The 25,558-nt window shown below is 72.3% G+C and carries 24 protein-coding genes; 11 read left to right on the forward strand and 13 right to left on the reverse strand.

The window, feature by feature from the left end:
* Positions 1 to 117 precede the first annotated feature (117 nt).
* Both sucC and sucD read left to right on the forward strand, forming a co-directional pair.
* Complete coding sequence (sucC, locus tag ABZ573_RS11405) at positions 118 to 1,296, forward strand: ADP-forming succinate--CoA ligase subunit beta (RefSeq protein WP_151455201.1); 1,179 nt, start codon at positions 118 to 120, stop codon at positions 1,294 to 1,296.
* A 2-nt stretch (positions 1,297 to 1,298) separates the two neighbouring features.
* A complete protein-coding gene (gene sucD / locus ABZ573_RS11410; protein WP_132230990.1) occupies positions 1,299 to 2,186 on the forward strand; it encodes a succinate--CoA ligase subunit alpha in 888 nt (295 codons plus the stop codon).
* Between the two features lie 93 nt (positions 2,187 to 2,279).
* Here sucD and ABZ573_RS11415 read toward each other — a convergent pair whose 3' ends face one another.
* Entirely contained in the window at positions 2,280 to 2,546 is a 267-nt protein-coding gene (locus tag ABZ573_RS11415) for a DUF4190 domain-containing protein (RefSeq protein ID WP_132230991.1), read from the reverse strand.
* Positions 2,547 to 2,704: 158 nt separating this feature from the next.
* On the opposite strand from ABZ573_RS11415, the gene ABZ573_RS11420 reads away from it, so the two are divergent.
* Positions 2,705 to 3,979 (forward strand): DUF6350 family protein, encoded by a 1,275-nt coding sequence (locus tag ABZ573_RS11420; RefSeq protein WP_358117595.1) that lies wholly within the window; start codon positions 2,705 to 2,707, stop codon positions 3,977 to 3,979.
* A gap of 61 nt (positions 3,980 to 4,040) precedes the next feature.
* On the opposite strand, the gene ABZ573_RS11425 is transcribed toward ABZ573_RS11420, so the two are convergent.
* Positions 4,041 to 4,730 carry a DUF4190 domain-containing protein gene (locus ABZ573_RS11425; protein WP_358117598.1) on the reverse strand — a complete coding sequence of 230 codons (690 nt, stop codon included), beginning with the start codon at positions 4,728 to 4,730 and terminating at the stop codon, positions 4,041 to 4,043.
* Between the two features lie 20 nt (positions 4,731 to 4,750).
* Positions 4,751 to 5,050: a CD225/dispanin family protein gene (locus tag ABZ573_RS11430; RefSeq protein ID WP_151457630.1), complete on the reverse strand. Its 300-nt coding sequence runs from the start codon at positions 5,048 to 5,050 to the stop codon at positions 4,751 to 4,753.
* A gap of 181 nt (positions 5,051 to 5,231) precedes the next feature.
* Here ABZ573_RS11430 and purN point away from each other — a divergent pair, with 181 nt between their 5' ends.
* On the forward strand, positions 5,232 to 5,852 hold the full coding sequence (purN, locus tag ABZ573_RS11435; protein WP_151457631.1) for a phosphoribosylglycinamide formyltransferase: 621 nt from the start codon (positions 5,232 to 5,234) through the stop codon (positions 5,850 to 5,852).
* Positions 5,849 to 7,420: a bifunctional phosphoribosylaminoimidazolecarboxamide formyltransferase/IMP cyclohydrolase gene (gene purH / locus ABZ573_RS11440; protein WP_151457632.1), complete on the forward strand. Its 1,572-nt coding sequence runs from the start codon at positions 5,849 to 5,851 to the stop codon at positions 7,418 to 7,420. Before purN ends, purH begins: the two co-directional genes overlap by 4 nt.
* 15 nt (positions 7,421 to 7,435) lie before the next feature.
* Here purH and ABZ573_RS11445 read toward each other — a convergent pair whose 3' ends face one another.
* The 5 genes from ABZ573_RS11445 to ABZ573_RS11465 form a co-directional block, all read right to left on the reverse strand.
* Positions 7,436 to 8,464 carry a dipeptide ABC transporter ATP-binding protein gene (locus tag ABZ573_RS11445; RefSeq protein ID WP_311410741.1) on the reverse strand — a complete coding sequence of 343 codons (1,029 nt, stop codon included), beginning with the start codon at positions 8,462 to 8,464 and terminating at the stop codon, positions 7,436 to 7,438.
* Complete coding sequence (locus ABZ573_RS11450; protein WP_151456059.1) at positions 8,448 to 9,485, reverse strand: ABC transporter ATP-binding protein; 1,038 nt, start codon at positions 9,483 to 9,485, stop codon at positions 8,448 to 8,450. Before ABZ573_RS11450 ends, ABZ573_RS11445 begins: the two co-directional genes overlap by 17 nt.
* Before the next feature lie 101 nt (positions 9,486 to 9,586).
* Positions 9,587 to 10,543 (reverse strand): ABC transporter permease, encoded by a 957-nt coding sequence (locus ABZ573_RS11455; protein WP_151456058.1) that lies wholly within the window; start codon positions 10,541 to 10,543, stop codon positions 9,587 to 9,589.
* A 98-nt stretch (positions 10,544 to 10,641) separates the two neighbouring features.
* Positions 10,642 to 11,580, reverse strand: a complete 939-nt coding sequence (locus ABZ573_RS11460) for an ABC transporter permease (protein ID WP_151456057.1) — start codon at positions 11,578 to 11,580, stop codon at positions 10,642 to 10,644.
* Between the two features lie 85 nt (positions 11,581 to 11,665).
* Positions 11,666 to 13,270: an ABC transporter substrate-binding protein gene (locus ABZ573_RS11465; RefSeq protein WP_151456056.1), complete on the reverse strand. Its 1,605-nt coding sequence runs from the start codon at positions 13,268 to 13,270 to the stop codon at positions 11,666 to 11,668.
* 431 nt (positions 13,271 to 13,701) lie between these two features.
* Here ABZ573_RS11465 and ABZ573_RS11470 point away from each other — a divergent pair, with 431 nt between their 5' ends.
* Positions 13,702 to 14,562 (forward strand): bifunctional methylenetetrahydrofolate dehydrogenase/methenyltetrahydrofolate cyclohydrolase, encoded by an 861-nt coding sequence (locus ABZ573_RS11470; RefSeq protein WP_151456055.1) that lies wholly within the window; start codon positions 13,702 to 13,704, stop codon positions 14,560 to 14,562.
* Between the two features lie 140 nt (positions 14,563 to 14,702).
* The gene (mdh, locus tag ABZ573_RS11475; protein WP_151456054.1) at positions 14,703 to 15,653 is read left to right on the forward strand and encodes a malate dehydrogenase; all 951 of its coding nucleotides are present in this window, start codon (positions 14,703 to 14,705) and stop codon (positions 15,651 to 15,653) included.
* A 58-nt stretch (positions 15,654 to 15,711) separates the two neighbouring features.
* Here mdh and ABZ573_RS11480 read toward each other — a convergent pair whose 3' ends face one another.
* On the reverse strand, positions 15,712 to 16,518 hold the full coding sequence (locus tag ABZ573_RS11480; protein ID WP_358117607.1) for an MBL fold metallo-hydrolase: 807 nt from the start codon (positions 16,516 to 16,518) through the stop codon (positions 15,712 to 15,714).
* A 138-nt stretch (positions 16,519 to 16,656) separates the two neighbouring features.
* Here ABZ573_RS11480 and ABZ573_RS11485 point away from each other — a divergent pair, with 138 nt between their 5' ends.
* Entirely contained in the window at positions 16,657 to 17,874 is a 1,218-nt protein-coding gene (locus tag ABZ573_RS11485; RefSeq protein WP_101412708.1) for an NADP-dependent isocitrate dehydrogenase, read from the forward strand.
* A 544-nt stretch (positions 17,875 to 18,418) separates the two neighbouring features.
* Here the strand turns inward: ABZ573_RS11485 and galT are convergent.
* From galT to ABZ573_RS11505, 4 genes are all read right to left on the reverse strand, one after another.
* Positions 18,419 to 19,495 carry a galactose-1-phosphate uridylyltransferase gene (gene galT, locus ABZ573_RS11490; protein ID WP_151456052.1) on the reverse strand — a complete coding sequence of 359 codons (1,077 nt, stop codon included), beginning with the start codon at positions 19,493 to 19,495 and terminating at the stop codon, positions 18,419 to 18,421.
* Positions 19,492 to 20,316: a DeoR/GlpR family DNA-binding transcription regulator gene (locus tag ABZ573_RS11495; RefSeq protein ID WP_358117611.1), complete on the reverse strand. Its 825-nt coding sequence runs from the start codon at positions 20,314 to 20,316 to the stop codon at positions 19,492 to 19,494. The genes galT and ABZ573_RS11495 overlap by 4 nt, the downstream gene beginning before the upstream one ends.
* 104 nt (positions 20,317 to 20,420) lie before the next feature.
* The gene (gene cysC / locus ABZ573_RS11500) at positions 20,421 to 21,950 is read right to left on the reverse strand and encodes an adenylyl-sulfate kinase (RefSeq protein ID WP_151456050.1); all 1,530 of its coding nucleotides are present in this window, start codon (positions 21,948 to 21,950) and stop codon (positions 20,421 to 20,423) included.
* 108 nt (positions 21,951 to 22,058) lie between these two features.
* Positions 22,059 to 22,610: a DM13 domain-containing protein gene (locus tag ABZ573_RS11505; protein WP_358117615.1), complete on the reverse strand. Its 552-nt coding sequence runs from the start codon at positions 22,608 to 22,610 to the stop codon at positions 22,059 to 22,061.
* 200 nt (positions 22,611 to 22,810) lie between these two features.
* Here ABZ573_RS11505 and ABZ573_RS11510 point away from each other — a divergent pair, with 200 nt between their 5' ends.
* Genes ABZ573_RS11510 through ABZ573_RS11520 form a run of 3 tightly spaced genes read left to right on the forward strand, consistent with a single transcriptional unit; the run spans position 22,811 to position 25,555 of the window.
* The gene (locus ABZ573_RS11510; RefSeq protein WP_132231009.1) at positions 22,811 to 23,725 is read left to right on the forward strand and encodes an ABC transporter ATP-binding protein; all 915 of its coding nucleotides are present in this window, start codon (positions 22,811 to 22,813) and stop codon (positions 23,723 to 23,725) included.
* Positions 23,718 to 24,599, forward strand: a complete 882-nt coding sequence (locus ABZ573_RS11515; protein WP_151456320.1) for an ABC transporter permease — start codon at positions 23,718 to 23,720, stop codon at positions 24,597 to 24,599. Before ABZ573_RS11510 ends, ABZ573_RS11515 begins: the two co-directional genes overlap by 8 nt.
* On the forward strand, positions 24,596 to 25,555 hold the full coding sequence (locus ABZ573_RS11520) for an ABC transporter ATP-binding protein (RefSeq protein WP_121399775.1): 960 nt from the start codon (positions 24,596 to 24,598) through the stop codon (positions 25,553 to 25,555). Before ABZ573_RS11515 ends, ABZ573_RS11520 begins: the two co-directional genes overlap by 4 nt.
* Positions 25,556 to 25,558: the final 3 nt, after the last annotated feature.

Raw genomic sequence — 25,558 nt, forward strand, 5'->3', positions numbered from 1 at the left:
ACCTCGCTAGGCTGCGCCCAATGGCCTGTTTCGAGTGATGACAGGCGTCAAACTGTTTTCCATAACGCTGGTGGCGGCGCGACGGCGCGCCGCGGAGACGGGACGGGACGCGCAAACGTGGACCTGTACGAGTACCAGGGGCGGGACCTGTTCGAACGGCACGGCTTGCCCGTGCTCGCCGGCGGCGTCGCCACGACCCCGGAGGAGGCCCGCGCGATCGCCGAACGCCTAGGCGGTCGGGTGGTCGTCAAGGCACAGGTGAAGGTCGGTGGCCGAGGCAAGGCCGGCGGCGTGAAGCTGGCCGAGGGCGCCGAGGAGACGGTGGCCCGCGCCACCGACATCCTGGGCATGGACATCAAGGGCCACACCGTCCACAAGGTCATGATCACGGTGACCGCGGACGTGGCCGAGGAGTACTACTTCTCCTACCTGCTCGACCGGGCGAACCGCACCTTCCTCTGCATCGCCAGCGTCGCCGGCGGCATGGACATCGAGCAGGTCGCCGCCGAGACCCCGGAGAAGGTCGTCAAGGCCCCGATCGACGCCAACACCGGCGTCGACGAGGCGAAGGCGCGCGAGATCGTCACCGCCGCCAACTTCCCGGCCGAGGTCGCCGACCAGGTCGTCGAGGCCGCCGTGGGGCTGTGGAAGGCCTTCGTCGCCGAGGACGCCACGCTGGTCGAGGTGAACCCGCTGGCCAAGACCCGCGAGGGCAAGCTGCTGCTGCTCGACGCCAAGGTCACCCTCGACGAGAACGCCGGGTTCCGGCACCCGGACCACGAGGCGCTGGTCGACCAGGCCGCGGTGGACCCGCTGGAGCAGGCCGCCAAGGAGAAGGACCTCAACTACGTCAAGCTCGACGGCGAGGTCGGGATCATCGGCAACGGCGCCGGCCTGGTCATGTCGACCCTCGACGTGGTCGCGTACGCCGGTGAGCGGCACGGCGGCGTCAAGCCGGCCAACTTCCTCGACATCGGCGGTGGCGCGAGCGCCGCCGTGATGGCGAACGGACTGGAGATCGTCCTGTCCGACCCGTCGGTAAAGAGCGTCTTCGTCAACGTTTTCGGCGGCATCACCGCCTGCGACGAGGTCGCCAACGGCATCGTGCAGGCGCTGGCCCTGCTCGAGCAGCGCGGCGAGCAGGTCACCAAGCCGCTGGTCGTCCGCCTCGACGGCAACAACGCCGAGGCTGGCCGGGCGATCCTCGACGGCGCGAACAACCCGCTGGTCCAGCGGGTCGACACGATGGATGGCGCGGCCGAGCGGGCCGCCGAGCTGGCGGCTGCGGGGGTCTGACAATGGCTATCTGGCTGACCAAGGACTCGAAGGTCATCGTCCAGGGGATGACCGGTTCCGAGGGTTCCAAGCACACCCGGCGGATGCTCGCCGCGGGCACCAACGTCGTCGGCGGCGTCAACCCGCGCAAGGCGGGCCAGACGGTCGACTTCGACGGCACCGAGCTGCCGGTCTTCGCCAGCGTCGCGGACGCGATGGCGCAGACCGGTGCGGACGTGACCGTGATCTTCGTACCGCCGCAGTTCACCAAGGGCGCGGTCGTCGAGGCGATCGACGCCGGGATCGACCTGGCCGTGGTGATCACCGAGGGCGTGCCGGTGCACGACACCGCCGCGTTCTGGGCGTACAACGTCGCCAAGGGGGAGCGGACCCGGATCATCGGTCCGAACTGCCCGGGCATCGCCTCGCCGGGCGCCTCCAACGCCGGCATCATCCCGGCCGACATCACCGGCACCGGCCGCATCGGCCTGGTCAGCAAGAGCGGCACGCTGACCTACCAGATGATGTACGAGCTGCGTGACATCGGCTTCTCGACCTGCGTCGGCATCGGCGGTGACCCGATCATCGGCACCACCCACATCGACGCGCTCGCCGCGTTCGAGGCCGACCCGGAGACCGACGCGATCGTCATGATCGGTGAGATCGGTGGCGACGCCGAGGAGCGGGCCGCCGAGTTCATCAAGGCGAACGTGACCAAGCCGGTGGTCGGCTACATCGCCGGCTTCACCGCGCCGCCCGGCAAGACCATGGGCCACGCCGGTGCGATCATCTCCGGCTCGGCGGGCACCGCCGAGGCCAAGAAGGACGCGCTGGAGGCGGTCGGCGTCAAGGTCGGCAAGACCCCGACCGAGACCGCCAAGCTCATGCGGGAGATCATGTCCGCGGGCTGAGCCCGAGCGACGTACGACCGGAGGGCCGACCGTTCGCGGTCGGCCCTCCGCCGTCGTGTCGCGGCGGCCCCGGTCGTTTTGGCGCGGGCGGCCTCAGTCGTTGTAGAGCGGGTAGTTGCCGCCGGCCCAGAGGACGCCGCTGCCGATGATGTTGAGCACGCCGAACGCGATCGCCAGGTAGCCGAGCACGGGCGACTGGCCGAAGCGCTTGGCGTCCCGGATCGACAGGTAACCGAAGACGATCCCCAGGATGCCGCAGCAGAGCAGGCCGAGGATGATGCCGAGCACGCCCCACAGCGTCGTGCGGTCGCGACCGGCCGCGGACGGTGCCGGCGGGGGCGGCGGATACGGAGTGTTCACGGCTCTCCTCCGGACGTCGGTGCCGCGACCCAGCGGTCGCGTCCCTGCGCCGAGGCTAGACCGGATCGGGGGCCGGAGATGGTGGATCACGTAACTCGTCGCCGCTGCGGGGCGGTATCGGACTGCCACCGCCGGCCCGGCATGCCAGAGTAGACGCGATGTCCTCCGTCACCCCTGATCAGCCCAGCCGTCCCGGCGCCGACGTCGGCCCCGGCGCCCGGCCGGCCGCGCCCGTCGGGCGGAGCCGGCGGGTGCCCGCGCCGCGCGCGGGCGAGCCGCGCCGCAGTCGCGCCCCGCTCGTCGTCGCCGCCGGGGTCGCCGCCGGGTGGGCGGCGCTCACCTCCTGGCTGCCGGTCGTGGTCGTGCTCTGGCTGTTCCAGCTCAGCGAGGGTGCCGCCTCCGTGCCAGGTGCGCTGCGCGCCGGGCTGGCCGGCTGGCTGCTCGGGCACGGCGTGCCGCTGGACACCGCCGCCGGCCCGCTCGGGCTGGCCCCGCTGGCGCTGACCGCCCTGGTCGTCTGGCGGCTGACCCGGGCGGGCGTGCACGCCAGCCGGGCCATCGGCGCGCGGGGCGGCCGGTCACCCCGGCAGGCGCTCCTCGCCGCCGGCGCGGTCGGCGTCGCGTACGCGCTGCTCGGGGTCCTCGGCGCGGTGCTGGCCGGCGCGTCACCGGTGCGCGCCGGGCTGACCCTCCTGGTGCTCGGCACGATCGGGGCCCTGGTGGGCTCGGCCCGGACGACGCGCGTGGCCGGCCTGCTCGCCGCGCGGTCCCCGGACGCGCTGCGCGACGGAATCCGCACCGGGCTCGTCGCCGGGCTGCTGCTGTTCGGCGCGGGGGCCGGCGCGGCGGGGCTCGCCGTGGCCACCGGGGGCGGGGACGCCGCCGACCTGATCGGGGCCTACCGCACCGGGGTCGCCGGCCAGGCCGGGATCACGCTGGTCAGCCTCGCCTACGCGCCCAACGCCACAATCTGGTCGGTCAGCTACCTGCTCGGCCCGGGTTTCGCCGTCGGCACCGACACGGCGGTACGCACCAGCGAGGTCTCCGTGGGGGCGCTGCCGGCCGTACCGCTGCTGGCCGGGCTGCCGCGCGGGCCGGTCGACGGGCTCGGCGCCGGGCTGCTCGCGGTGCCGGTCCTCGCCGGGATGGCCGCGGGCTGGCTGCTGGCCCGCCGGCTGCTCCGGCTCGCCGCCGACGACCGGGCACCGCTGCGCTGGGGGCCGCTGCTCGGGGCGGCGGCGCTCGCCGGCCCGGTGGCCGGTCTGCTGCTGGGCGCCGCCGCGGCCGCCTCCGCCGGATCGCTCGGCGGCGGCCGGCTGGTCCAGGTGGGGCCCGTCGCCTGGCAGGTGGCGGCGGTGGCGACCGCGGTCGTCACGGTCGGGGCGCTGATCGGCGCCGCCGCGACCCGGGTGCTGTCCCGCGCGCCCCGCTGAGGGGCCGGAAGACGCCGAAGGGGCGCCCCGGACGGGCCGGGACGCCCCTGTCGCATGACGGTCAGGGCTGGTTGGGCAGCGTCAGACTGAAGCCCAGGAAGATGATCTGGAGCAGGCCGAGCACGACGCCGATGGCGCCACAGATCAGGCCGGCGAGGGCCTGACCGTTGTTGTCGGCCAGCCCCTGGGCGGCCTTCTGCTTGCCCATCCACCCGGTCACCAGCGCACCGATGCCCAGCGGGATGCCGAGGTAGCAGCAGACCATCGGGATCGAGGCGATGCCGAGGATCATGGACACCAGACCGAGGGTGTTCTGCTGCTGCCCAGGCCCCTTCGCGGCGAATCCCGCGTTGGGGTACATGGGCGGCTGCGAGTACGCCTGCTGGCCGTACGGGTCCTGGTACGGCTGCTGCCCGTACGGCTGACCCGGCGCCGGCTGCCCGTAGGGCTGGCCCGAGGTGGGCGGCTGCCCGTAGGGCTGGCCCGAGGTGGGCGGCTGCCCGTAGGGCTGGCCCGAGGTCGGCGGCTGGCCGTACGGGTCCTGCTGGCCGTAGGGGTCCTGCTGACCGTACGGGTTCTGCTGGCCGTACGGATCCTGCGGCGCGGCGTACGGGTCGTTCGGCTGCCCGGAGGCGGGCTGCTGACCGTACGGCGCCGCCGGCGGCGGGGCGTACGGGTCGTGGTGCGGCGCGTTCGGATCCTGGTGCGGCTGCTGGCCGTACGGATCCTGTCCGGGGTAACCGGGCTGCATGCGACTCCTCGTCCGATCTGTCAGTAGCTGCTGGTGGAGGTGTCGCCGCCCATCACACCGGCGAGCCCACCGAGCAGGCAGCACACCAGCACGATCACGTACCAGCTGATGCCGACGATGAGCGCCCACTTGGACCACTTCTTCGACTCGGCGGCGGCGGCCTGGGCCCCGGCGTAGTCGCCCTGCTGGAGCAGCGGGTTCACCTTGGAGGCGTTGATGATCGCCGGGATGGCCAGCGGCCAGAAGAGAAAGATGGCGACGATCGACATCGTCATGTTGTTGTTGATCTGCGGCTGCTGCGGCTGGTATCCGGGCTGCATCTCGGCGTACTCCTCATTCCACTCGACACCCCCGCGGGGCGTCGGATCACTGACGGGTGCGGGCCGACGCGCGCCGGGCCCGAGCGACCGGCAGCGTACCTGGTCCGGACCATTCGCGTCGTCGGTGAATGTCGCAATGCCCAGCGGATGGAAGCGGCGGCAGGCCCGATAGGGTGGCCCGGTGACCGAGCCCGCGCCCGTCGCCCGCATCGTCGTCCTCGTCTCCGGCTCCGGGAGCAACCTCCAGGCCCTGCTCGATGCGAGCGTCGATCCGGCGTACGGGGCCCGGGTGGTGGCCGTCGGCGCCGACCGCGACGGCATCGCGGGTCTGGACCGGGCCGCCGCGGCAGGTGTGCCGACCTTCGTCGAGCGGGTCGCCGACCACCCTGGCCGCGAGGACTGGGACGCCGCGCTGACCGCCCGCGTCGCCGAGCACCGGCCCGACCTGGTCGTCTCCGCGGGTTTCCTCAAGCTGGTCGGCCCGCGCTTCCTGGCCGCCTTCGGCGACCGCTACCTGAACACGCACAACACGCTGCTGCCGGCGTTCCCCGGCATCCACGGCCCGCGTGACGCCCTCGCCTACGGCGTGAAGGTCACCGGGGCGACGCTCTTCTTCGTCGACGCCGGCATGGACACCGGCCCGATCGTCGCGCAGGTCGCCGTGCCGGTGCACGACGGCGACGACGTCGAGACGCTCACCGAGCGCATCAAGGAAGCCGAGCGGCACCAGCTCGTCGAGCAGGTGGGCCGCCTGGTCCGCGAAGGTTGGACGATCACCGGAAGAAAGGTCACGGTCCCGTGAGTTCCACTCAGGACGAACGCCGCCCGATCAGGCGGGCGCTGGTCAGCGTCTACGACAAGACCGGCCTGGTCGAGCTGGCCCGGGCGCTGCACACGGCCGGGGTGGAGATCGTCTCGACCGGCAGCACCGCCTCGGCCATCGCCGGCGCGGGAGTACCGGTGACCCCGGTCGAGACGGTGACGGGCTTCCCGGAGATCCTCGACGGGCGGGTCAAGACGCTGCACCCGAAGGTGCACGGCGGACTCCTCGCCGACCTGCGCAAGGATTCCCACGTCGCCCAGCTCGACGAGCACGGCATCGCCGGTATCGACCTGCTGGTGTCCAACCTCTACCCGTTCCAGGCCACTGTCGCCTCCGGCGCGGGCGTCGAGGAGTGCGTCGAGCAGATCGACATCGGCGGTCCGGCGATGGTCCGGGCGGCCGCCAAGAACCACGCCTCGGTCGCCGTGGTGACCGACCCGGCCGCGTACCCGGCCCTGCTCGCCGCGCTCGGCGAGGGCGGCTTCACGCTGGCCCAGCGGCGCGTGCTGGCCGCCCGTGCCTTCGCCGTCATCGCCGAGTACGACGTGGCGGTGGCCGAGTGGTGCGCCGCCACGCTGGCGCCCGAGGAGGACGGCTGGCCGGACTTCGCCGGGCTGTCGCTGCGCCGGCAGGCGGTGCTGCGCTACGGCGAGAACCCGCACCAGCCGGCGGCCCTCTACGTCGACCCGTCCAGCCCGGCCGGGCTCGCCCAGGCCGAGCAGCTGCACGGCAAGGAGATGTCCTACAACAACTACGTTGACGCGGACGCGGCGTGGCGGGCGGCCAACGACTTCGCCGACCAGCCGGCGGTGGCGATCATCAAGCACGCCAACCCGTGCGGGATCGCGGTGGGCGCCGACGTGGCCGAGGCGCACCGCAAGGCGCACGCCTGCGACCCGGTGTCCGCGTACGGCGGGGTGATCGCGGTCAACCGGCCGGTCTCGGTCGAGCTGGCCCGGCAGGTGTCGGAGATCTTCACCGAGGTGCTGGTGGCGCCCGGCTTCGACGAGGGCGCGGTGGAGGTCCTCCAGGCGAAGAAGAACATCCGGCTGCTGCACGCGCCGGCCTACGCCCCGCTGCCGGCCGAGTGGCGGCAGGTCACCGGCGGCGTACTGGTGCAGATGGCCGACCGGATCGACGCCGAGGGCGACGACCCGGCCAACTGGCGGCTGGCCACCGGCGAGCCGGCGGACGAGGCGACCCTGCGCGACCTGGCCTTCGCCTGGCGGGCGGTACGCGCGGTGAAGAGCAACGCGATCCTGCTGGCCAGGGACGGCGCGACGGTCGGCGTCGGGATGGGCCAGGTCAACCGGGTCGACTCGGCGCAGCTCGCGGTCGCCCGGGCCGGAGCGGACCGGGCCCGTGGTGCGGTCTGCGCCTCGGACGCCTTCTTCCCCTTCGCCGACGGCCCGCAGATCCTCATCGACGCCGGCGTCCGCGCGATCGTGCAGCCGGGCGGCTCGATCCGCGACGAGGAAGTCATCGCCGCCGCCAAGCAGGCCGGCGTCACCATGTACCTGACCTCCACCCGCCACTTCTTCCACTGACCTCCCGGGGGAGGGTCAGGGGGTGGGGCGGAGTTCGGCGAAGTGGCAGGCCGAGGGGTGGGGGTCCGCGGCGCGGAGGACCGTGTGGGGCTCCTGGGTGGCGCAGACCTCCTGGGCCTTCCAGCAGCGGGTGCGGAAGTGGCAGCCGCTCGGCGGGTCGGCCGGGCTCGGCACGTCGCCGGTGAGCCGGATCATGGTGCGCCGGTCGCGGGCCTCCGGGTCCGGCACCGGCACGGCCGAGAGCAGCGCCTGGGTGTACGGGTGGGTCGCGCGCTCGTAGATCTCGTCCTCGGTGCCGATCTCCACGATCTTGCCGAGGTACATGACCGCGACCCGGTCCGAGATGTGGCGGACCACCGACAGGTCGTGCGCGATGAAGATGTACGACAGGCCGAACTCGTCCTGGAGCTTCTCCAGCAGGTTGATCACCTGGGCCTGGATCGACACGTCCAGGGCGCTGACCGGCTCGTCGCAGACGATGATCTCGGGCCGCAGGGCGAGCGCGCGGGCGATGCCGATGCGCTGCCGCTGACCGCCGGAGAACTGGTGCGGGTACCGGTTGATGTGCTCGGGGTTCAGGCCGACGACGTCGAGCAGCTCCCGCACCCGGCCCCGCCGGCTGCCCTTCGGCGCGGCGTCCGGGTGGATCTCGAACGGCTCGCCGATGATGTCGCCGACCGTCATGCGCGGGTTCAGCGAGGTGTACGGGTCCTGCATCACCATCTGCATGTTGCGCCGCAGCCGGCGCAACTCGGCGCCGGAGGCGGAGAACAGGTCCCGGCCCTCCAGGGTGGCCCGGCCGGCGGTCGGCGTCTCCAGCCGCATCAGCAGCCGGGCCAGCGTCGACTTGCCGCAGCCCGACTCGCCGACCACCCCGAGGGTCTCGCCCCGGCGCAGCTCGAAGCTGACCCCGTCGACGGCCTTGACGGCGCCGACCTGCCGCTGGAAGAGCACGCCCTGGCGGATCGGGAAGTGCTTGACCACGTTGTCGACGGCGAGGATCGTCTCGCCGCGCACCTTGGTCGGGCTAGCGGGCGCTGTCATCACGGACCTCCTGGGCGAAGTGGCACTCGCTGGTCCGGCCGTCGCCCAGGACCAGGTCGTGCGGCACCACGTCGACGCAGACCTGCTGCACGTACGGGCACCGGGGGTGGAAGGGGCAGCCGGACGGGATCCGCATCAGGTTGGGCGGCAGCCCCCTGATCGTGGAGAGCTCCTGGCCCCGGACGTCCATCCGAGGGATCGACTCCAGCAACCCCTTCGTGTACGGGTGGGCCGGCGCCCGGTACAGCGAGCGGACGTCGGCGTGCTCCACGATGCGGCCGGCGTACATGACGGCGATCCGGTCCGCGACGCCGGCGACCACGCCGAGGTCGTGCGTGATCAGGATCATCGCCATGTCGAGGTCGCGGCGCAGGTCGGCCAGCAGGTCCATGATCTGGGCCTGCACGGTGACGTCCAGGGCCGTGGTCGGCTCGTCGGCGATCAGCACCTTCGGGTTCATGGCCAGCGCCATCGCGATCATGACGCGCTGCCGCATGCCGCCGGAGAACTGGTGCGGGTAGTCGCCGAGCCGGCTGGCGGCGGCGGGGATCCGTACCAGGTCCATCAGCTCGACGACGCGGGCACGGGCGTCCGCCTTCGACATGCCCTCGCGCTGGCGCAGCGTCTCGCCGATCTGCCAGCCCACTCCGAAGACGGGGTTCAGCGCGGAGAGGGCGTCCTGGAAGATCATCGCGATCTCCTTGCCGCGTACCTGCCGGCGCTGCTCCTCCGGCAGTTTCAGCAGGTCCCGCCCCTGGTAGAGGATCTCGCCGGAGCGGATCACGGCCGGGGGAGTGTCGAGGATGCCCATGATCGCCTGGGCGGTGACCGACTTGCCGGAGCCCGACTCGCCGAGCACGGCGAGCGTCTCGCCGGGATCGAGGTGGTACGAGACACCGTTGATCACCCTGGCCACGCCCTCGCTGGTGCGGAACTCGACGTGCAGGTCCCGTAGGTCCAGCAGGTGCCCGCCCTCGGGGGTGGGTGAGGCCGGCGTGGGTCGGACGGCGGACTGGCTCACGGTTCACGCCTTTCGCTCGCGACTGCGGGGCTCGCTGCGCTCACTCCTCGCGCTCGCATGGCACGCCTTTCGCTCGCGACGACGGGGCCGCACGGGGCCCGTCATCTCAACTTCGGGTCGAAGGCGTCGCGGATCGCGTCGCCGAGCATGATGAACGCCAGCACGGTCAGCGCCAGGAACGTCGAGGGGACCAGCAGCGGGGTGACCGACTCCCGCATGTGCACCCGGCCCGCGTCGATGTCGATGCCCCAGGAGATGGTCGGCGCCCTGAGCCCGATGCCGAGGAAGCTCAGCGTGGCCTCGGCGGCGATGAACGAGCCGAGGGCGATCGTCAGCACCACGATCGCCGGGGCGAGCGCGTTGGGCAGGATGTGCCGCAGCATGATCCGGCCGTCGCCGGCGCCGAGCATCCGGGCCGCCGCGACGTAGTCCTGCTCCTTGGCGGTGATCACCGAGGAGCGGACGACGCGGGCGGCGGTGGTCCAGCCGAGGATCGCCAGCACGAAGATGACCGCGCCGATCCGGACCGCCGAGCTGTCGCTGTTGACCCGCTTGAGCAGCACGATCGCGGCGAGCAGGAGCGGGATGCCGAGGACCACGTCGATCACCCGGGAGAGCACCGCGTCGACCCAGCGGCCGAAGTAGCCGGCCAGCATCCCCACGGCGAGCGCGATCAGGCCGGTGAGCAGGGCGGAGAGCGCGCCGACCAGCAGCGACGCGCGGGCGCCGTAGACCGCCCTGGCGTACGTGTCGCAGCCCTGGAAGTCGTACCCGAAGATCGCCCCGCCGGACGGCCCGGCGTGCTGACGGGCCAGCACGCAGTCGCGCGGATCGTTCGCGGTGAACAGCCCCGGCACGGCGGCCATGGCGGCGACCAGCAGCACCAGGGCGAGGCTGATCCAGAAGATCGGCTTGCGGCGCAGGTCGCGCCAGGCGTCGCCGGCCAGGCTGCGGGGCTTCTGCGGTACGCCGACCTGGTTCGGCGCGCCGGGCTCACCCGACGGCCCCCGCCGCGCGGCCTGGTTCTCGCTCGCCGCGACGGTCTCGAAGTCACTCATGCCCGCACCTCGCTGGCTTCGCTGCGCTCACTCATGCCCGCACCTCGCTGCGCTCGGCGCCGGCACGAAACACTGCGCTGCCGATTCGTTCGCTGCGCTCACTCATAGCGGATCCTCGGGTCGAGTACGGCGTACAGGACGTCCACCACCAGGTTGGAGACGAGGTAGACCACGACGAGCACGCTGACGATGCCCACCACCAGCGGGCCGTCCTCGGTGCGGATGCCGCGGAAGAGGTTGAAGCCGACGCCGGGGATGTTGAACACGCCCTCGGTGATGATCGCGCCGCTCATCAGGTTGCCCAGCTCGACGCCGAGGAAGGTGACCACCGGGATGAGGGAGTTGCGCAGCACGTGGACGCTGACGATCCGCCGCCTCACGAGCCCCTTCGACCGGGCGGTGCGGACGTAGTCGGCGCGCAGGTTCTCGGCCACGGACGTCCGGGTCAGCCGCAGTGCGGTGGCCAGCGAGAGCGAGCCGAGCACGATGCCCGGCAGCAGGAGCGCGTACAGGTCCGGGTCGGCGCCGGCGGTGGCCGGGAAGAGCTGCCACCTGACGCCGAGGAGGTACTGCGCCAGCGGCGCGAGCACGATCGTCGGGATGCCGAGCACCAGCAGGGTCAGCAGCAGGGTCGAGTTGTCGAAGATGCTGGCCCGCCGGATGCCGGCGAGGACGCCGGCGGTGACCCCGAAGAGGATGGTGACCGCCATGGCGATCAGCGCCAGCTTGACCGTGACGGGCCAGGCGGCGGCCAGGATGTCGCCGATCGAGCGTCCGGTGAGGGACTGCCCGAGGTCACCCTGGAGCAGGTTCTTGAGGTAGTCGAAGTAGCGGTAGAAGAAGCCGCCGACCCCGGTCCGGTCGAGGTGGAACTTCTCCGTCAGGTATGCCCGCTGGGCCGCCGTGACCGGGCGCTCACCGGCGAGCGCCTGGATGGGATCGCCCTGGCCGGCGAACATCAGCGCGTAGACGATCAGCGTGGTCCCGAAGAACGCGAGGACCATCTGGAGCAGACGCCGCAGGATGAAGCGGAACATACTTGGCAGTCTGGCGGAAAAAGTGCGAAGAGGAAGGCGGGTCGGGCCACCGTCCGCCGATGGCCCGACCCGTCCTGCCGTGGTGTTACTTGACGGCCTCGATCTTCACGAGGTCGATCCGGTCGAAGAGATCCATCTCCACGTTCGTCACCTTGGTGGAGTGGCCGAAGTTGTTCTGGCCGTACCGCAGCGGGATCACCGGCAGGTCCTCCGCCAGCAGGTCCTCGGCCGCCTGGTACTTCTTGATCGCCTCGTCCTCGTTCGCGGCGCTGGCGCCCTCGGCGAGCAGCTTGTCGAACTCGGGGTTGCTGTAGCCGTAGTAGTTCGACGAGCCGTTGCTGCTGTACAGCGGGCCCAGGTAGTTCTCCATGGACGGGTAGTCCATGACCCAGCCCATCCGGAACAGGCCGACCGGCTGCTTGGCCTTCACCTTGGTCAGCAGGTCCGCGAACTTCGGCTCGGCGGTGCCCACGCAGTCCACGCCCAGGTTGGTCTTGAGCTGGTTGCAGGTCGCGTCGATCCAGTCCTTGTGGCCGCCGTCGCCGTTGTAGGACAGCTCGATCCTCGCCGGGCCGCCCGCGGCCTGGTACAGGCTCTTGGCCTTGGCCGGGTCGAACTCGCCGGCCTCGCCGATGGTGCTGTCGCGGTAGCCCGCGACGACCGGCGAGACGAACGAGCGGGCCGGCTGCTGCGAGTCCTTGAAGATCGACTTGGTGATCTCGTCCCGGTCGATCGCCATCGAGATGGCCTTGCGCACGTCCGGGTTGCTGAACTCCTCCTGGAACGTCGGGAAGGCCAGCACCTGGAGCGACGAGGCGGAGCTCTGCTTGAACCGGTCACCGAGGTCGGTGCCGGCCGTCGAGAGGTTCTCGGTCGGGATGGTCTTGATGACGTCCAGGTTGTCCGAGAGCACGTCCGCGTACGCGGCGGTCGGCTGCTGGTAGATCCGGAACTCGACGCCGGCCACCTTCGGCTTCTCGCCGGGGAAGGCGTCGTACTTCTCGACCTCGACCTTGGCGTCGTGCTGCCAGGCGCCCTTCATCTTGAACGGGCCCTGACCGACCGGCGCCTGCTCGTAGCCCTCGGCCAGTACGCCGGGCGCGGAGAACGCGGCCTTCGGCATCGGGTAGAAGGCGGTGTAGCCGAGCACGGACTTGAACTCGCTGTACGGCTCCGACAGCGTGACGGTGAAGGTCAAGTCGTCGACCTTCTTCAGCCCGCTGAGCGTCTTGGCCTTCGGAGTCTCGCCCTGCATGTCCTCGTAGCCGGCGATCTTCTCGAAGAAGTAGCTGGAGTTCTGGCCGTTCGGGGCGTAGGCGCCGTAGTTCCAGGCGTCGACGTAGTTGTCGGCGGTGACCTTCTCGCCGTTGTGGAAGGTGTAGCCGTCCTTCAGCTTGACCGTCCAGGTCGTGTTGTCCTCGGACGTCACCGACTCGGCCGCCACCTCGTGGGGCTTGTTGGCCTCGTCGTAGTCGACCAGCGGGCTGAACAGGGCGGCGAGCACCTGCGAGCCGCTCGTCTCGTTGGTGTTGGTCGGCACCAGGTGCTGCGGCTCGGCGATCTCGATCCGCACGGCCGCGTCGGGGTTGCTCTCGCCGGATCCACCGTCGCCGCCCGAGCCGCAGGCCACCAGGCCCAGGGTCACCGCGAGCGGGAGGGCGGTCCAGGCAGCGAGCCTACGAACACGCATGTAGCCTCCTCATCTCCTCACGCTGCGCAGTCAGGCCCGGCGCTGGGTTTACGCTGCGCAACGTTGGGCAACGGTAGGTCGTCGGCTGGCGATCGACAACGGGCGGGTTGCGAACCGATAACGGAGTCACCGTCGGAGCCTTGCCGTGGCGGGCCGGGTCTGCTAATGCCGTGGCGCCGCGAATGCGGCGCTGGGCAGCGCGGACTCTCGACGCGGTCGGTGCTCGTCGCGCCCGCTCCGCCCGTTCGCGCCATCCCGATCCGGGCGTGCCCGTCCGTCGCCCCGATGGCCCGGGAGTCCGGTTCCAGCCGGGGCGTCGCCGGCCCGTGCGTCACTCAGAGTGATTAACCGCACGTCACTCTTAGTGGTCACATTGCGGGCTTGGCGCGGGTCGTCGGATCGCCAGCCGCCGACCGTGAGACGATCTGGGCGTGACGGCGACGCTTCTGGACGGCAAGGCGACCGCGGCCGAGATCAAGGACGAGCTGCGGACACGGGTCAAGGCACTGGCGGAACGCGGCATCACCCCGGGGCTCGGCACCGTCCTGGTGGGTGCGGACCCCGGTTCCCAGGCGTACGTCAACGGCAAGCACCGCGACTGCGCCGAGGTGGGGGTCGCCTCGATCCGCCGCGAGCTGCCGGCCGACGCGACCCAGGCGCAGGTCGACGCCGTGCTCGCCGAGCTGAACGCCGACCCGGCCTGCCACGGCTACATCGTCCAGCTGCCGCTGCCGGGCCACCTCGACACCCAGCGGGTGCTGGAGCTGATCGACCCGGACAAAGACGCCGACGGCCTGCACCCGGTCAACCTCGGTCGGCTCGTCCTGGGCTACGACGCCCCGCTGCCCTGCACCCCGCGCGGCATCGTCGAGCTGCTCCGCCGGCACGACGTGCCGCTGCGCGGCGCCAATGTCGCCGTGGTCGGCCGCGGCAACACCGTCGGCCGCCCGCTCGGCCTGCTGCTCACCCGCCGCAGCGAGAACGCCACCGTGACCCTCTGCCACACCGGCACCCTCGACCTGGCCTCGCACACCCGGGCCGCCGACATCGTCATCGTGGCCGCCGGCGTACCGGGCCTGCTCACCGCCGACATGCTCACGCCGGGCGCGGTCGTGGTCGACGTCGGCATCACCCGGGTCATCGGCCCGGACGGCAAGGGCCGCTACACCGGCGACGTCGCCGGTGACGCGGCGGAGGTGGCCGGCAAGCTGGTGCCCATGCCGGGCGGCGTCGGCCCGATGACCCGCGCGATGCTGCTGACCAACGTCGTGGAGCGCGCCGAGCGCGACTGAGCGCCCGCCGGGCCCCGCCCGGAGCCGGACGGCCGTGACGTTCGCCCCATCCCGGCGATGGTCGCCTCCCCTGACCTGATCGGTGCCAGGATGACTGATACGGTCCGGAAAACCGACTGGTAGCAGGGAGTGGGACGACCATGGGTAAGAAGGTCACTGTCGTCGGGGCCGGCTTCTACGGCTCCACCACCGCACAGCGCCTGGCCGAGTACGACGTCTTCGACACCGTCGTGATCACCGACATCGTGGAGGGCAAGCCCGCAGGTCTCGCCCTGGACCTCAACCAGTCGCGCGCCGTCGAGGGCTTCGAGACCAAGGTGGTCGGCGCGACCACCGGTCCGAACGGCGAGGGCTACGAGGCGATCGAGGGCTCGGACGTCGTCGTGATCACCGCCGGCCTGCCGCGCAAGCCGGGCATGAGCCGCATGGACCTGCTCGAGACGAACGCGAAGATCGTCCGCCAGGTCTCCGAGAACGTCGCCAAGTACGCCCCGAACGCCGTCGTCATCGTCGTGTCCAACCCGCTCGACGAGATGACCGCGCTGGCCCAGCTCGCCACCCAGTTCCCGAAGAACCGGGTCCTCGGCCAGGCCGGCATGCTGGACACCGCCCGGTTCACCAACTTCGTGGCCGAGGCGCTGGGCGTACCGGTGAAGTCGGTCAAGACGCTGACCCTCGGCTCGCACGGCGACACGATGGTGCCGGTGCCGTCGCAGAGCACGGTCGACGGCAAGCCGCTGCGTGAGGCGATGCCGGCCGAGCAGATCGAGGAGCTGGTCGTCAAGACCCGCAACGGCGGCGCCGAGGTGGTCGCGCTGCTCAAGACCGGTTCGGCGTACTACGCGCCGTCGGCCGCCGCCGCGCGGATGGCCAAGGCCGTCGCGGAGGACTCGGGCGAGGTCATGCCGGTCTGCGCCTGGGTCGACGGCGAGTACGGCATCTCCGGCGTCTACCTGGGTGTCGAGGCCGCGATCGGCGCCGAGGGCGTCAAGCGGGTCGTCGAGACGGACCTGGACGCCGACGAGCTGGCCAGCCTGAAGGAGGCCGCCGAGGCCGTCCGCGCCAAGCAGGGCGACGTCGCCTCCATGTGACCCACCACCCGTCGAGGGGGCACGCCGGTCCGCCGGCGTGCCCCCTCGTCGTACCGCCCTACAGCGTCATGAACGCCTCGCCCAGGTGCGGGGTAGCGAGCACCGTGGGCCCGCGCGCGGCCAGGTCGCGCAGCAGCCCCACCCGCGAGGCACGCGCCGCGGGGGCGTCCTCCTCGTGGGCGTACGCCAGCTCGGGGTCGACCAGTTGCACGGCGTGCACCAGCAGGTCGCCGGTGAGCAGCAGCCGCTCGTCGCCCACCTCCAGCAGCACCGACTGGTGCCCGGGCGTGTGCCCCGGGGTCGGCAGCAGCCGTACCGTCGGATCCAGCCTCTCCTCGCCGTCGACCACCCGGAGCTGGCCGGCGGCGCGCAACGGCGCGACCAGGCCGGCCGACAGCCCCGGGGCGAGCTGCCCCACGGCGGCCAGCTCGGCCCGCTGGAGCACGTAGTCGGCGTTCGGGAAGTACGGCGTCCCCGGCGAGCCGGTGACCGCCCAGCCGACGTGGTCGCTGTGCAGGTGGGTGAGCACCACCGTGCGTACGTCGGCCGGGTCGATGCCGGCGGCGGCGAGTTCGGCCGGCAGCCGGCCGGGCACCGGCGCCCAGCTCGCGGCGGGCGAGCCGGCCGGGCCGATCCCCGCGTCGACCAGGGTCACCGGCCCGTCGCCGGCGCGGATGGCGAAGCTGCGGAACGGCAGCCACCACCGTCCGTCGGCGGTCACCGTGGCCGGGTCACGCAGGTCGGCCGCGCGCCAGTGCTCCGGCGTGGCGTCCGGGAATGCCTCCGCGCGGGGCTGGAAGAACGGTCCCTTGCCGTCGGTGAGCGCGGTGACCGTGATAGACCCGAGGATGCGGCTCGGTGGCATCCGGCGATCATGCCAGCGGTCCTGTGCGCCGTGCACGTCGTTTGTTCCGGCCCGACCGAGGCCGGCTGGGGACTGCCGATCAGTTTCCAGTACGCTCGTACTGCTTGAGCACGAGTCCCCCGAGAGGAGCGCCGGCCGATGGCGAAGATCAAGGTAAACAACCCGGTCGTTGAGCTCGACGGCGACGAGATGACCCGGATCATCTGGAAGCAGATCCGGGAGCAGCTGATCCTGCCCTACCTCGACGTCGACCTGCACTACTACGACCTGTCGATCCAGCACCGCGACGAGACCGACGACCAGGTCACCGTCGACGCCGCCAACGCCATCAAGGAGCACGGCGTCGGCGTCAAGTGCGCGACCATCACCCCGGACGAGGCCCGGGTGGAGGAGTTCGGCCTGAAGAAGATGTGGCGGTCGCCGAACGGCACGATCCGCAACATCCTCGGCGGCGTCGTCTTCCGCGAGCCGATCATCATGTCCAACGTGCCGCGGCTGGTCCCCGGCTGGACCAAGCCGATCATCATCGGCCGGCACGCCCACGGTGACCAGTACAAGGCCACCGACTTCGTCGTCCCGGGCCCGGGCAAGGTGACCGTCACCTACACCCCGGCCGACGGCGGCGCCCCGATGGAGATGGAGGTCGCCAACTTCCCCGGCGGCGGCATCGCCATGGGCATGTACAACTACGACGAGTCGATCCGGGACTTCGCCCGCGCCTCGTTCCGGTACGGCCTGGACCGCAACTACCCGGTCTACCTGTCCACCAAGAACACCATCCTCAAGGCGTACGACGGCCGGTTCAAGGACATCTTCGCCGAGGTGTTCGAGAACGAGTTCAAGGCCGAGTTCGACGCCGCCGGCATCACCTACGAGCACCGGCTCATCGACGACATGGTCGCCGCCGCGCTCAAGTGGGAGGGCGGCTACGTCTGGGCCTGCAAGAACTACGACGGTGACGTGCAGTCCGACACCGTCGCGCAGGGCTTCGGCTCGCTGGGCCTGATGACCTCGGTGCTGCTCTCCCCGGACGGCCGTACGGTCGAGGCCGAGGCCGCGCACGGCACGGTCACCCGGCACTACCGGCAGTGGCAGAAGGGCGAGAAGACCTCGACCAACCCGATCGCGTCGATCTACGCCTGGACCCGGGGCCTGGCCCACCGGGGCAAGCTGGACGGCACCCCGGCGGTCACCGAGTTCGCCAACACCCTGGAGCAGGTCATCGTCGACACCGTCGAGGGCGGCCAGATGACCAAGGACCTCTCGCTGCTCATCTCGCGGGACGCCCCGTGGCTGACCACCGACGAGTTCATGAACGCGCTCGACGAGAACCTGGCGCGCAAGCTCTCCGCCTGATCCTCTCCGCGCCATCCGGCGGCACCTGACGGTGCTGCCGCCGCATCACCAGGAGCCCGCCGGCACCCGCCGGCGGGCTCCGTGGTCTCGGGCGGTGGTCGCCAGGCGAGTACCTGAGATCTTGGTGAGAAACGGCCCCTCCAGGGGCTTGTTCCTACCAAGATCTACTCGGCTCGCCCGGATCCGGCGACGCCTGCGGATCGGCTTGCGGCGTGTCGGCGGGTGACGCGCCGTTCGGCGTCACCTACGTCGGCGCGCCTCGTTGACCTGGGTGGACGAGATGCCAGTCGCGTCCAGGAAGGTTGACCGCGGTCGCCTCGCGGCAAGCGTGCCGATCAGCCAGCCTTCCCGGCTGTCGCGCACAGCCAGCCGTCCCTTCCCTGCGGGGGGCCCTGTCCCGGGCCCCCCGCGCCCTGTCTCCACCCCGCCACCGGCGCCGGCGCCGGCCGTCCGCGCCCACCGGTACCGCTCCACCTGGCAGCGACGGTCGAACCGGCGGGGGCACGCCGGTCGCCGTCTCGCCCCATCGGGCGCGGTGTCGGGCTCAGGCGGCGCGGAGGAGTTCGGCGGCGCGCTCCGGGGCGATGTCGTTGATGAAGACGCCCATGGCGGACTCCGAGCCCGCCAGGTACTTCAGCTTGTCCTTCGCGCGCCGGATGCTGAACAGCTGCAGGTGCAGGTGGCCCAGCTCGCGGTCGACGCGTACCGGCGCCTGGTGCCAGGCGGCGATGTAGGGCATCGGCAGGTCGAACAGCCCGTCGAAGCGGCGCAGCAGGTCCAGGTAGAGCGGCCCGAAGGCGTCCCGCTCGGCGTCGTCGAGCGCGGGGATGTCCGGCACCGGCCGGTGCGGGGCCACGTGCACCTCGAACGGCCAGCGGGCCGCCGCCGGGACGTACGCCGTCCAGTGCTCGTTGGCGGCGACCACCCGGTCGCCGCCGGCCCGCTCGGCGGCGAGCACGTCGGCGTAGAGGTTGCGCCCGCCGGTGCGTTCCGCGTGCCGGCGGGCGGCGGCCAGCAGCGCCCGGGTCCGCGGGGTCACGAAGGGGTACGCGTAGATCTGGCCGTGCGGGTGGTGCAGGGTCACGCCGATCTCCACGCCCCGGTTCTCGAAGCAGAACACCTGCTCCACCCCGGGCAGCTCCGCGAGCGCCGACGTGCGGTCGGCGAGCGCGTCGAGGACGGTACGCACGCGGCATGGCGGGAGGGACGCGAAGGACGCGTTGTGGTCGTCGGTGAAGCAGACCACCTCGCAGCGGCCCCGACCCGGGCGGACCGGGGTGAACGGGGTGATCTCGGCGGGCTCCTCGGCCACCCGGCCGCTGAGGGAGGGGAACCGGTTCTCGAAGACGGCGACGTCGTAGTCGGGCGCCGGGATCTCGCTCTGCCGCCCGTTGGTGCTGGGGCAGAGCGGGCACTGGTCGGCTGGCGGGAGGAAGGTGCGCGTCTGCCGGTGCACGGCGACGGCCACCCACTCGTCGGTCAGCGGGTCCAGGCGCAGCTGCGACGCGGGCGGTGGCGGGGGCAGCTCGCGCCGGTCCGGCTGGTCGCGGACGGCGTCGTCCCGTTCGTCGAAGTAGATCAGCTCCCGGCCGTCGGCCAGCGCGATCGCGGTGCGCTTCACCTCGCCATCCCCTCATCTGTCGTCGTGGCCGTCCGTCCCGCGCCCGTGGCGGGGGGCACGACCACCAGTTCGCCCACCCGGTCGTCGAGCGCCCGCCGCGCGTCGGGGGACAGCCGGTCGTCGGTGACCAGCACGTGGGCGGCGGAAAGCTCAACGATCGAGGAGATGCCGACGGTGCCCCACTTGGTGTGGTCGGCGAGCACGACCAGCCGGTCGGCGGCGGCCACCAGGGCGCGGTCGGTCTCCGCCTCCATCAGGTTCGGGGTGGTGAACCCCGCCCGCTCGGTGATCCCGTGCACGCCGAGGAAGAGCAGGTCCAGGTGCAGCGACCGGATGGCGGCGACGGCCAGCGGCCCGACCAGCGCGTCCGACGGCGTACGCACCCCGCCGGTGAGCACCACGGTCTGGTCGGACCGGCCGCCGGCATGCAGGATCTCGGCCACCGGCAGCGAGTTGGTGACGACGGTCAGGCCCGGCACGTCGACCAGCCGACGGGCCAGCTCGGCGGTGGTGGTGCCGGCGGAGAGGGCGACCGCCGCCCCGGGGCGGACCAGCTCGGCGGCGCGGCCGGCGATGGCCGCCTTCTCCGCCAGTTGCCGCACCGACTTGGCCCGGAAGCCCGGTTCGTCGGTCGAGCCGGGGCCGGCCACCGTGGCGCCGCCGTGCACCTTGGCCAGCAGGCCGCGCTCGTGCAGCGCCTCCAGGTCGCGACGGATGGTCATGTCCGACACGCCGTACTCGGCGGCCAGCTCGGTGACCCGCACGCCGCCGGTGGTGCGGACCCGGTCCAGGATGGCCGCCTGCCGTTGCTGAGCGAGCATCCGTCGCACCTCCGTGCCAGCCGCGCGCCCTCACGCGGTCGAACGTGTTCGAACAAAGGTGAACACTAGCGCGAAGGGGGGAGCACCGGTAGGCGGAGGGCCGATCAGATGGACTGGAGCCGGGGTTCGACCCAACCTGTCTCGTTCAGGTGGTGCAGGACGGCCTCGACCGCCTCGTCGATCGTCATGTCGCTGGTGTCGACCACCAGGTCCGCGTCGGTCGGCTCCTCGTAGGGGTCGTCGATGCCGGTCATCCCGGTGAGCAGGCCGGCCCGGGCCCGGGCGTAGAGGCCCTTGCGGTCGCGCTGCTCGCAGACCTCCAGCGGGGTCGCCACGTGCACCAGCACGAAGCCCGCACCGGCGGCCAGCGCCATCTCCCGGGCGGTCGCGCGGGCCTGGGCGTACGGGGCGATCGGGCAGCAGATGCCGACGCCGTGGTGCCGGGCGATCTCCGCCGCCACCCAGCCGATCCGGCGCACGTTGAGGTCCCGGTCGGCCTTGCTGAAGCCCAGCCCGGCGGAGAGCTCGCGGCGCACCACGTCGCCGTCGAGCAGCGTGATGCTCCGGTCGCCCTGCTCGCGCAGCACGTCGGCCAGGCCCCGGGCGATCGTCGACTTGCCGGAGCCCGAGAGCCCGGTCAGGAAGACGACCAGGCCCCGGTGCCGCCGCGGCGGCCGGGCCCGGGCCAGCTCCTTCGCCACCGCGGGCGGGGTGTGCCACTCGGGGAGCGGGAAACCCCGGTCCAGCAGGTCGTCGATCTCCGGCTGGGTCAGCGCCAGGCGTCGGTTGCGGGGCGGGATGTCCTCCCGCCAGCGCCACTGCCCGTCGCGGTTGTCGTAGGCCAGCTCGCGCGGCACCAGCACCCGCAGGCCGGCGCCGGAGAGCATCTCGCCGGTGGAGAGCAGGTGCGTGACGCCGTACGCCGCCGACACCCGGGCCCGCAGCAGCGCGTCGCTGATCTCGTCGCGCCGGCGGGACAACGGGACGGCGACGAGCGTGGCCGGCGGCATCCGGTCGCGGGCGGCGAAGACGCTGCGTACGAGCGACTCCGGCGGCAACCCGCCGAGGCCGTCCTCGCCGACCGGGATCATCACCAGCAGGTGGGCGCCGAGCGTGCGGACCGCGTGGGCGATCTGGGCGAGCTGCGGCCGGTGCAGCGGACGGTCGGCGATCACTCCGAGCACCCGACCGGACGGCAGCAGCGGGCGTACCTCCTCGGGGGTGCGGCGCAGCCGCTGGAAGGGGCCGTGACCGCCGTCGCCGAGCCGGCGGACCGTGCCCCCGACGCCGGCCACCCCGTCGCGGACCTGCCACGCGTCGGCGACGTCCAGCGCCGCGACCGGCGCGCCCTCCCCGTCGGTGAGCACCAGGGTGCGGCGTGCCTCGTCGCGCGGGTCGAGACCCTGGGCGAGCGCCGTCGGCACCTGGAGGGTCACCGGCACCGGCCACGGTGAGCCGTCGGCGAGCCGGCCCCGCCGACTCACCGAGACCAGGTCGGCGCGGGTCATGAAGCCGGCCAGCGGGGCGTACGCCCCGATCAGCAGCAGCTCCAGGTCAGCCAGCTCGCCGGGGCGTGGCGTGTACGCCGGCGCGTCCCGGAGCACCTCGTCGGGCAGCACCCAGCTGTTGCTCATCCATCCCCCAAACGACACTGACCGGCACACAGTTTCTCAGCCGCCCGGCGATCGGTCGAGAGCGCCACTCCACCCCGCACGCGAAGGTAGGGGGTGGCGGCCGGCGGGTCAGCGGGGCGGGGCCAGGGGCGCGGCCCCGAAGGAGACGGCGAACCGCTTGCACCAGATGGAGACGCTGGTCAGGCCCGTCAGGTCGACGTCGGCCGGGATGTCGTAACCCTGGTCGCCCCGGTTGCCCTTGAGTCGGCCCAGCTCGACCCACCGGCCGTCGTCGAAGACCCGCCACCCGGCGGTGCCGCTGCGCACCGGCTGGTCGCTGAGCCAGACCCGCAGGTCCGGGCCGTTGGAGGTGGCCAGGCCCACGAGTTCCAGCCGGTGCCGCCCGTCGGGGGCGCGGACGATCCGCGCGCTGCCCGACGTGTCGTGCTCGTGGGTCACGAAGTCGCCCTGCCCGACGAGGACCGGCCCGGCGGGGGAGGGCACCGCGCCCGTGGCGGAGACCGTCGGCGCCGGCGTGGCCGCCACGCTCGAGAGCGCCTCGTCGACCTCGGCGTCGGTGACCAGCTTCCAGGGCTGGAACCAGTAGAGCCCGAACGCCGAGCCGGCGGCGAGGACGGCGACCACCACCCACGTCAGCGGCGCGCGGAACAGTCGGGTCATGCCCACAGTGTGTCGGCCCGGGCCGCGTCCTGTCTGCCCCGTGCGGACGTAGCGGAGGCCGACACGTGCCGGCGGTGCCGACACGCCCGCCACCGCCGGGGACCGCGCCGGACCCTAGGGGACGCGGGCCGCCAGGATCAGGGGAGCGCCCGGGGGCGAGCCGCTGCCCACAGGGGTCCTCGCCTCCTACGCTGTACGACGTGACACTCATCGCGACCGACTCGCTGACCAAGACGTACGGGGGTGGGGTCACCGCGCTGGCCGACCTGACCGTCGCGGTCGAGCCGGGGATCATCGGGTTGGTCGGCGCGAACGGCGCCGGCAAGTCCACCCTGATCAAGATCCTGCTCGGCCTCCTCGCCCCGACCAGCGGCCGGGTCCGGGTCCTCGGCCTCGACCCGACCACCGACTCCGCCCAGGTCCGCGCCCGGGTCGGCTACATGCCCGAGCACGACGCCCTGCCGCCGGACCTCTCCGCCGCCGAGCTGGTCACCCACCTCGGCCGGGTCAGCGGCCTGCCGCGTACGGTCGCCCGGGAGCGGGCCTCCGAGGCGCTGCGGCACGTCGGGCTCTACGAGGAGCGCTACCGCCCGGTCGGCGGCTACTCGACGGGCATGAAGCAGCGGGTCAAGCTCGCCCAGGCCCTGGTGCACGACCCCGACCTGCTGCTGCTCGACGAGCCGACCAACGGGCTCGACCCGGCCGGCCGCGACGCCATGCTGGCGCTGGTGCACCGCATCGGCACCGAGTTCGGCATCTCCGTGCTGGTCTGCTCGCACCTGCTGGGCGAGGTGGAGCGGATCTGTGACACCCTCGTCGCCATCGACGGCGGGCGGCTGCTGCGCGCCGACCACATCTCCGCCATGACCTCGGCCACCGACGTGCTCGCCGTCGAGGTGAGCGAGGGCACCGACGAACTGGCCGCCCGGCTGGCCGCGCTCGACCTGCCGGTACGCCGGGACGGCCGGCTGCTGCTCGTCGAGCTCGCCGACGACGCCACCTACGACCTGATCCTCGGCGCGGTCGCCGAGCTGGACCTGCCGCTGCACCGGCTGGACCAGCGCCGGCACCGGGTGGCCGAACTCTTCGCCACGAGGGAGCCCAGCCATGCCTGAGCCGACCGGCGTCATCCACGACATCGGCTACCAGCGCTACACCGGTCCCCGGCTGGGCCGCCGGGCCGTCTTCGGCGCGCTCTACCTGCACGGCCTGCGGACGGCGTTCGGGCTGGGCCGCAGCGCGAAGGCCAAGATCTTCCCCTGGCTGGTGGTCGCCATCGTCACCGTGGTGGCCGCCGGGCTCGCGGCCGTACGCAGCCAGGTCGGCGAGTCGGTGATGACGTACGCCCAGTTCGCCGACAACATGAGCTGGCTGGTCATCTTCTTCGTCGCGGCGGTCGCCCCCGAGCTGGTCTCGCGGGACCTGCGCAGCGGGGTGCTGCCGCTCTACTTCTCCCGGCCGCTGCCGAGGTCGGACTACCCGCTGGCCAAGCTGCTGGCGCTGGCCACCGCGCTCTGGCTGCTGCTCGGCGGGCCGCAGCTGGTGATGTTCCTGGGCGCCGCGTTCACCACCGGCGACGGCATGCGCGGGGTCTGGAACGAGCTGCTCGACCTGCTGCCCAGCCTGCTCTACGCCGGGCTCTGGGCGGCGGTCTTCGCCTCGGTCGGGCTGCTGGTCGCCTCGTCCACCGGCAAGCGGGCGTTCGCGGCCGGCGGGATCGTGGCCGTGTTCCTGATGACCACCCCGATCGTCGGCACCCTGTCGATCATGCCTTCCCAGGCGGTCAACGAACTGGCCTTCCTCGCCTCGCCCTCGACGCTGGTGGGCGGAGTGGGCACCTGGGCGCTCGGCGACCTGCTGCTGTTCGAGGGGGAGGGCGGAGTGCCGATCGGCGACTTCGGCCCGGTCTACGCGGTCGCCGCCGTGCTGCTCGTGGCCGGCTGCGTCGCCCTGCTCATGCTGCGATACCGGAAGGTGGCCGCCCGATGACCACGATCAGCGTCGACCAGGCGGCGGGGACGCCGACCGCCGCCGCCAGCACCCTCGACCTCGCAGGTGTCTCCCGCTGGTACGGCAACGTGGTGGCCGTCAACGACGTCAGCATGAGCCTCGGCCCCGGCGTCACCGGGCTGCTCGGCCCGAACGGCGCGGGCAAGACCACCCTGCTGCACATGATGGCGGGCTTCCTGGCCCCGTCGCGCGGGGCGGTGAGTCTGGACGGCCGGCCCACCTGGCGCAACCCCGAGGTCTACCGCCGGCTCGGCCTGGTCAGCGAGCGCGAGGCGGTGCACACCTTCCTCACCGCGTACGAGTTCGTGCTGGCCAGCGCGAAGCTGCACCGGCTGCCGGACCCGGCGGAGGCGGCCCGCCGGGCGATCGCCCTGGTGGAGATGGAGGGCGCGCAGGACCGCCGGATCGGCACGTACTCGAAGGGCATGCGGCAGCGTGCCCGGGTGGCCGCGGCGCTGGTGCACGAGCCGCAGGTGCTGCTGCTCGACGAGCCGTTCAACGGGATGGACCCGCGCCAGCGGCTGCACATGATGGAGCTGCTGCACCGCCTCGGCGACGCCGGCCGCACCATCCTGTTCAGCTCGCACATCCTGGAGGAGGTCGAGCAGGTCTCCGGCACCGTCCAGGTGATGGTCGCCGGCCGGCTGGCCGCCTCCGGCGACTTCCGTACCATCCGCCGGCTGATGACCAACCGGCCGCACGTCTTCGCCGTGCACTCCACCGACGATCGGGCGCTCGCCGTCGCGCTGATGGCCGAGGCGTCGGTGACGGGGGTCGAGCTGGGCCGCGCCGGGCTGACCGTGCGGGCCGGCGACTACGGCGCGTTCACCCGCGTCCTGCCGAAGATCGCTCTGGCGGAGGGCATCCGGGTGCGGCAGTTGGTGCCCGAGGACGAATCCCTGGAGAGCGTCTTCTCCTACCTCGTGGAGGCCTGAACC

It is taken from the genome of Micromonospora sp. NPDC007220 (assembly GCF_040634035.1).
GTDB classification, from domain to species: Bacteria; Actinomycetota; Actinomycetes; order Mycobacteriales; family Micromonosporaceae; genus Micromonospora; species Micromonospora reichwaldensis.

Bases quoted from the DNA above. Each gene is read 5' to 3' on its own strand.
- sucD (WP_132230990.1), top strand. From the start codon at position 1,299: ATGGCTATCTGGCTGACCAAGGACTCGAAGGTCATCGTCCAGGGGATG.
- ABZ573_RS11420 (WP_358117595.1), top strand. From the start codon at position 2,705: ATGTCCTCCGTCACCCCTGATCAGCCCAGCCGTCCCGGCGCCGACGTC.
- ABZ573_RS11425 (WP_358117598.1), bottom strand. From the start codon at position 4,730: ATGCAGCCCGGTTACCCCGGACAGGATCCGTACGGCCAGCAGCCGCAC.
- ABZ573_RS11430 (WP_151457630.1), bottom strand. From the start codon at position 5,050: ATGCAGCCCGGATACCAGCCGCAGCAGCCGCAGATCAACAACAACATG.
- ABZ573_RS11445 (WP_311410741.1), bottom strand. From the start codon at position 8,464: ATGACAGCGCCCGCTAGCCCGACCAAGGTGCGCGGCGAGACGATCCTC.
- ABZ573_RS11455 (WP_151456058.1), bottom strand. From the start codon at position 10,543: ATGAGTGACTTCGAGACCGTCGCGGCGAGCGAGAACCAGGCCGCGCGG.
- ABZ573_RS11460 (WP_151456057.1), bottom strand. From the start codon at position 11,580: ATGTTCCGCTTCATCCTGCGGCGTCTGCTCCAGATGGTCCTCGCGTTC.
- ABZ573_RS11465 (WP_151456056.1), bottom strand. From the start codon at position 13,270: ATGCGTGTTCGTAGGCTCGCTGCCTGGACCGCCCTCCCGCTCGCGGTG.
- mdh (WP_151456054.1), top strand. From the start codon at position 14,703: ATGGGTAAGAAGGTCACTGTCGTCGGGGCCGGCTTCTACGGCTCCACC.
- ABZ573_RS11480 (WP_358117607.1), bottom strand. From the start codon at position 16,518: ATGCCACCGAGCCGCATCCTCGGGTCTATCACGGTCACCGCGCTCACC.
- ABZ573_RS11485 (WP_101412708.1), top strand. From the start codon at position 16,657: ATGGCGAAGATCAAGGTAAACAACCCGGTCGTTGAGCTCGACGGCGAC.
- ABZ573_RS11495 (WP_358117611.1), bottom strand. From the start codon at position 20,316: ATGCTCGCTCAGCAACGGCAGGCGGCCATCCTGGACCGGGTCCGCACC.
- cysC (WP_151456050.1), bottom strand. From the start codon at position 21,950: ATGAGCAACAGCTGGGTGCTGCCCGACGAGGTGCTCCGGGACGCGCCG.
- ABZ573_RS11505 (WP_358117615.1), bottom strand. From the start codon at position 22,610: ATGACCCGACTGTTCCGCGCGCCGCTGACGTGGGTGGTGGTCGCCGTC.
- ABZ573_RS11515 (WP_151456320.1), top strand. From the start codon at position 23,718: ATGCCTGAGCCGACCGGCGTCATCCACGACATCGGCTACCAGCGCTAC.
- ABZ573_RS11520 (WP_121399775.1), top strand. From the start codon at position 24,596: ATGACCACGATCAGCGTCGACCAGGCGGCGGGGACGCCGACCGCCGCC.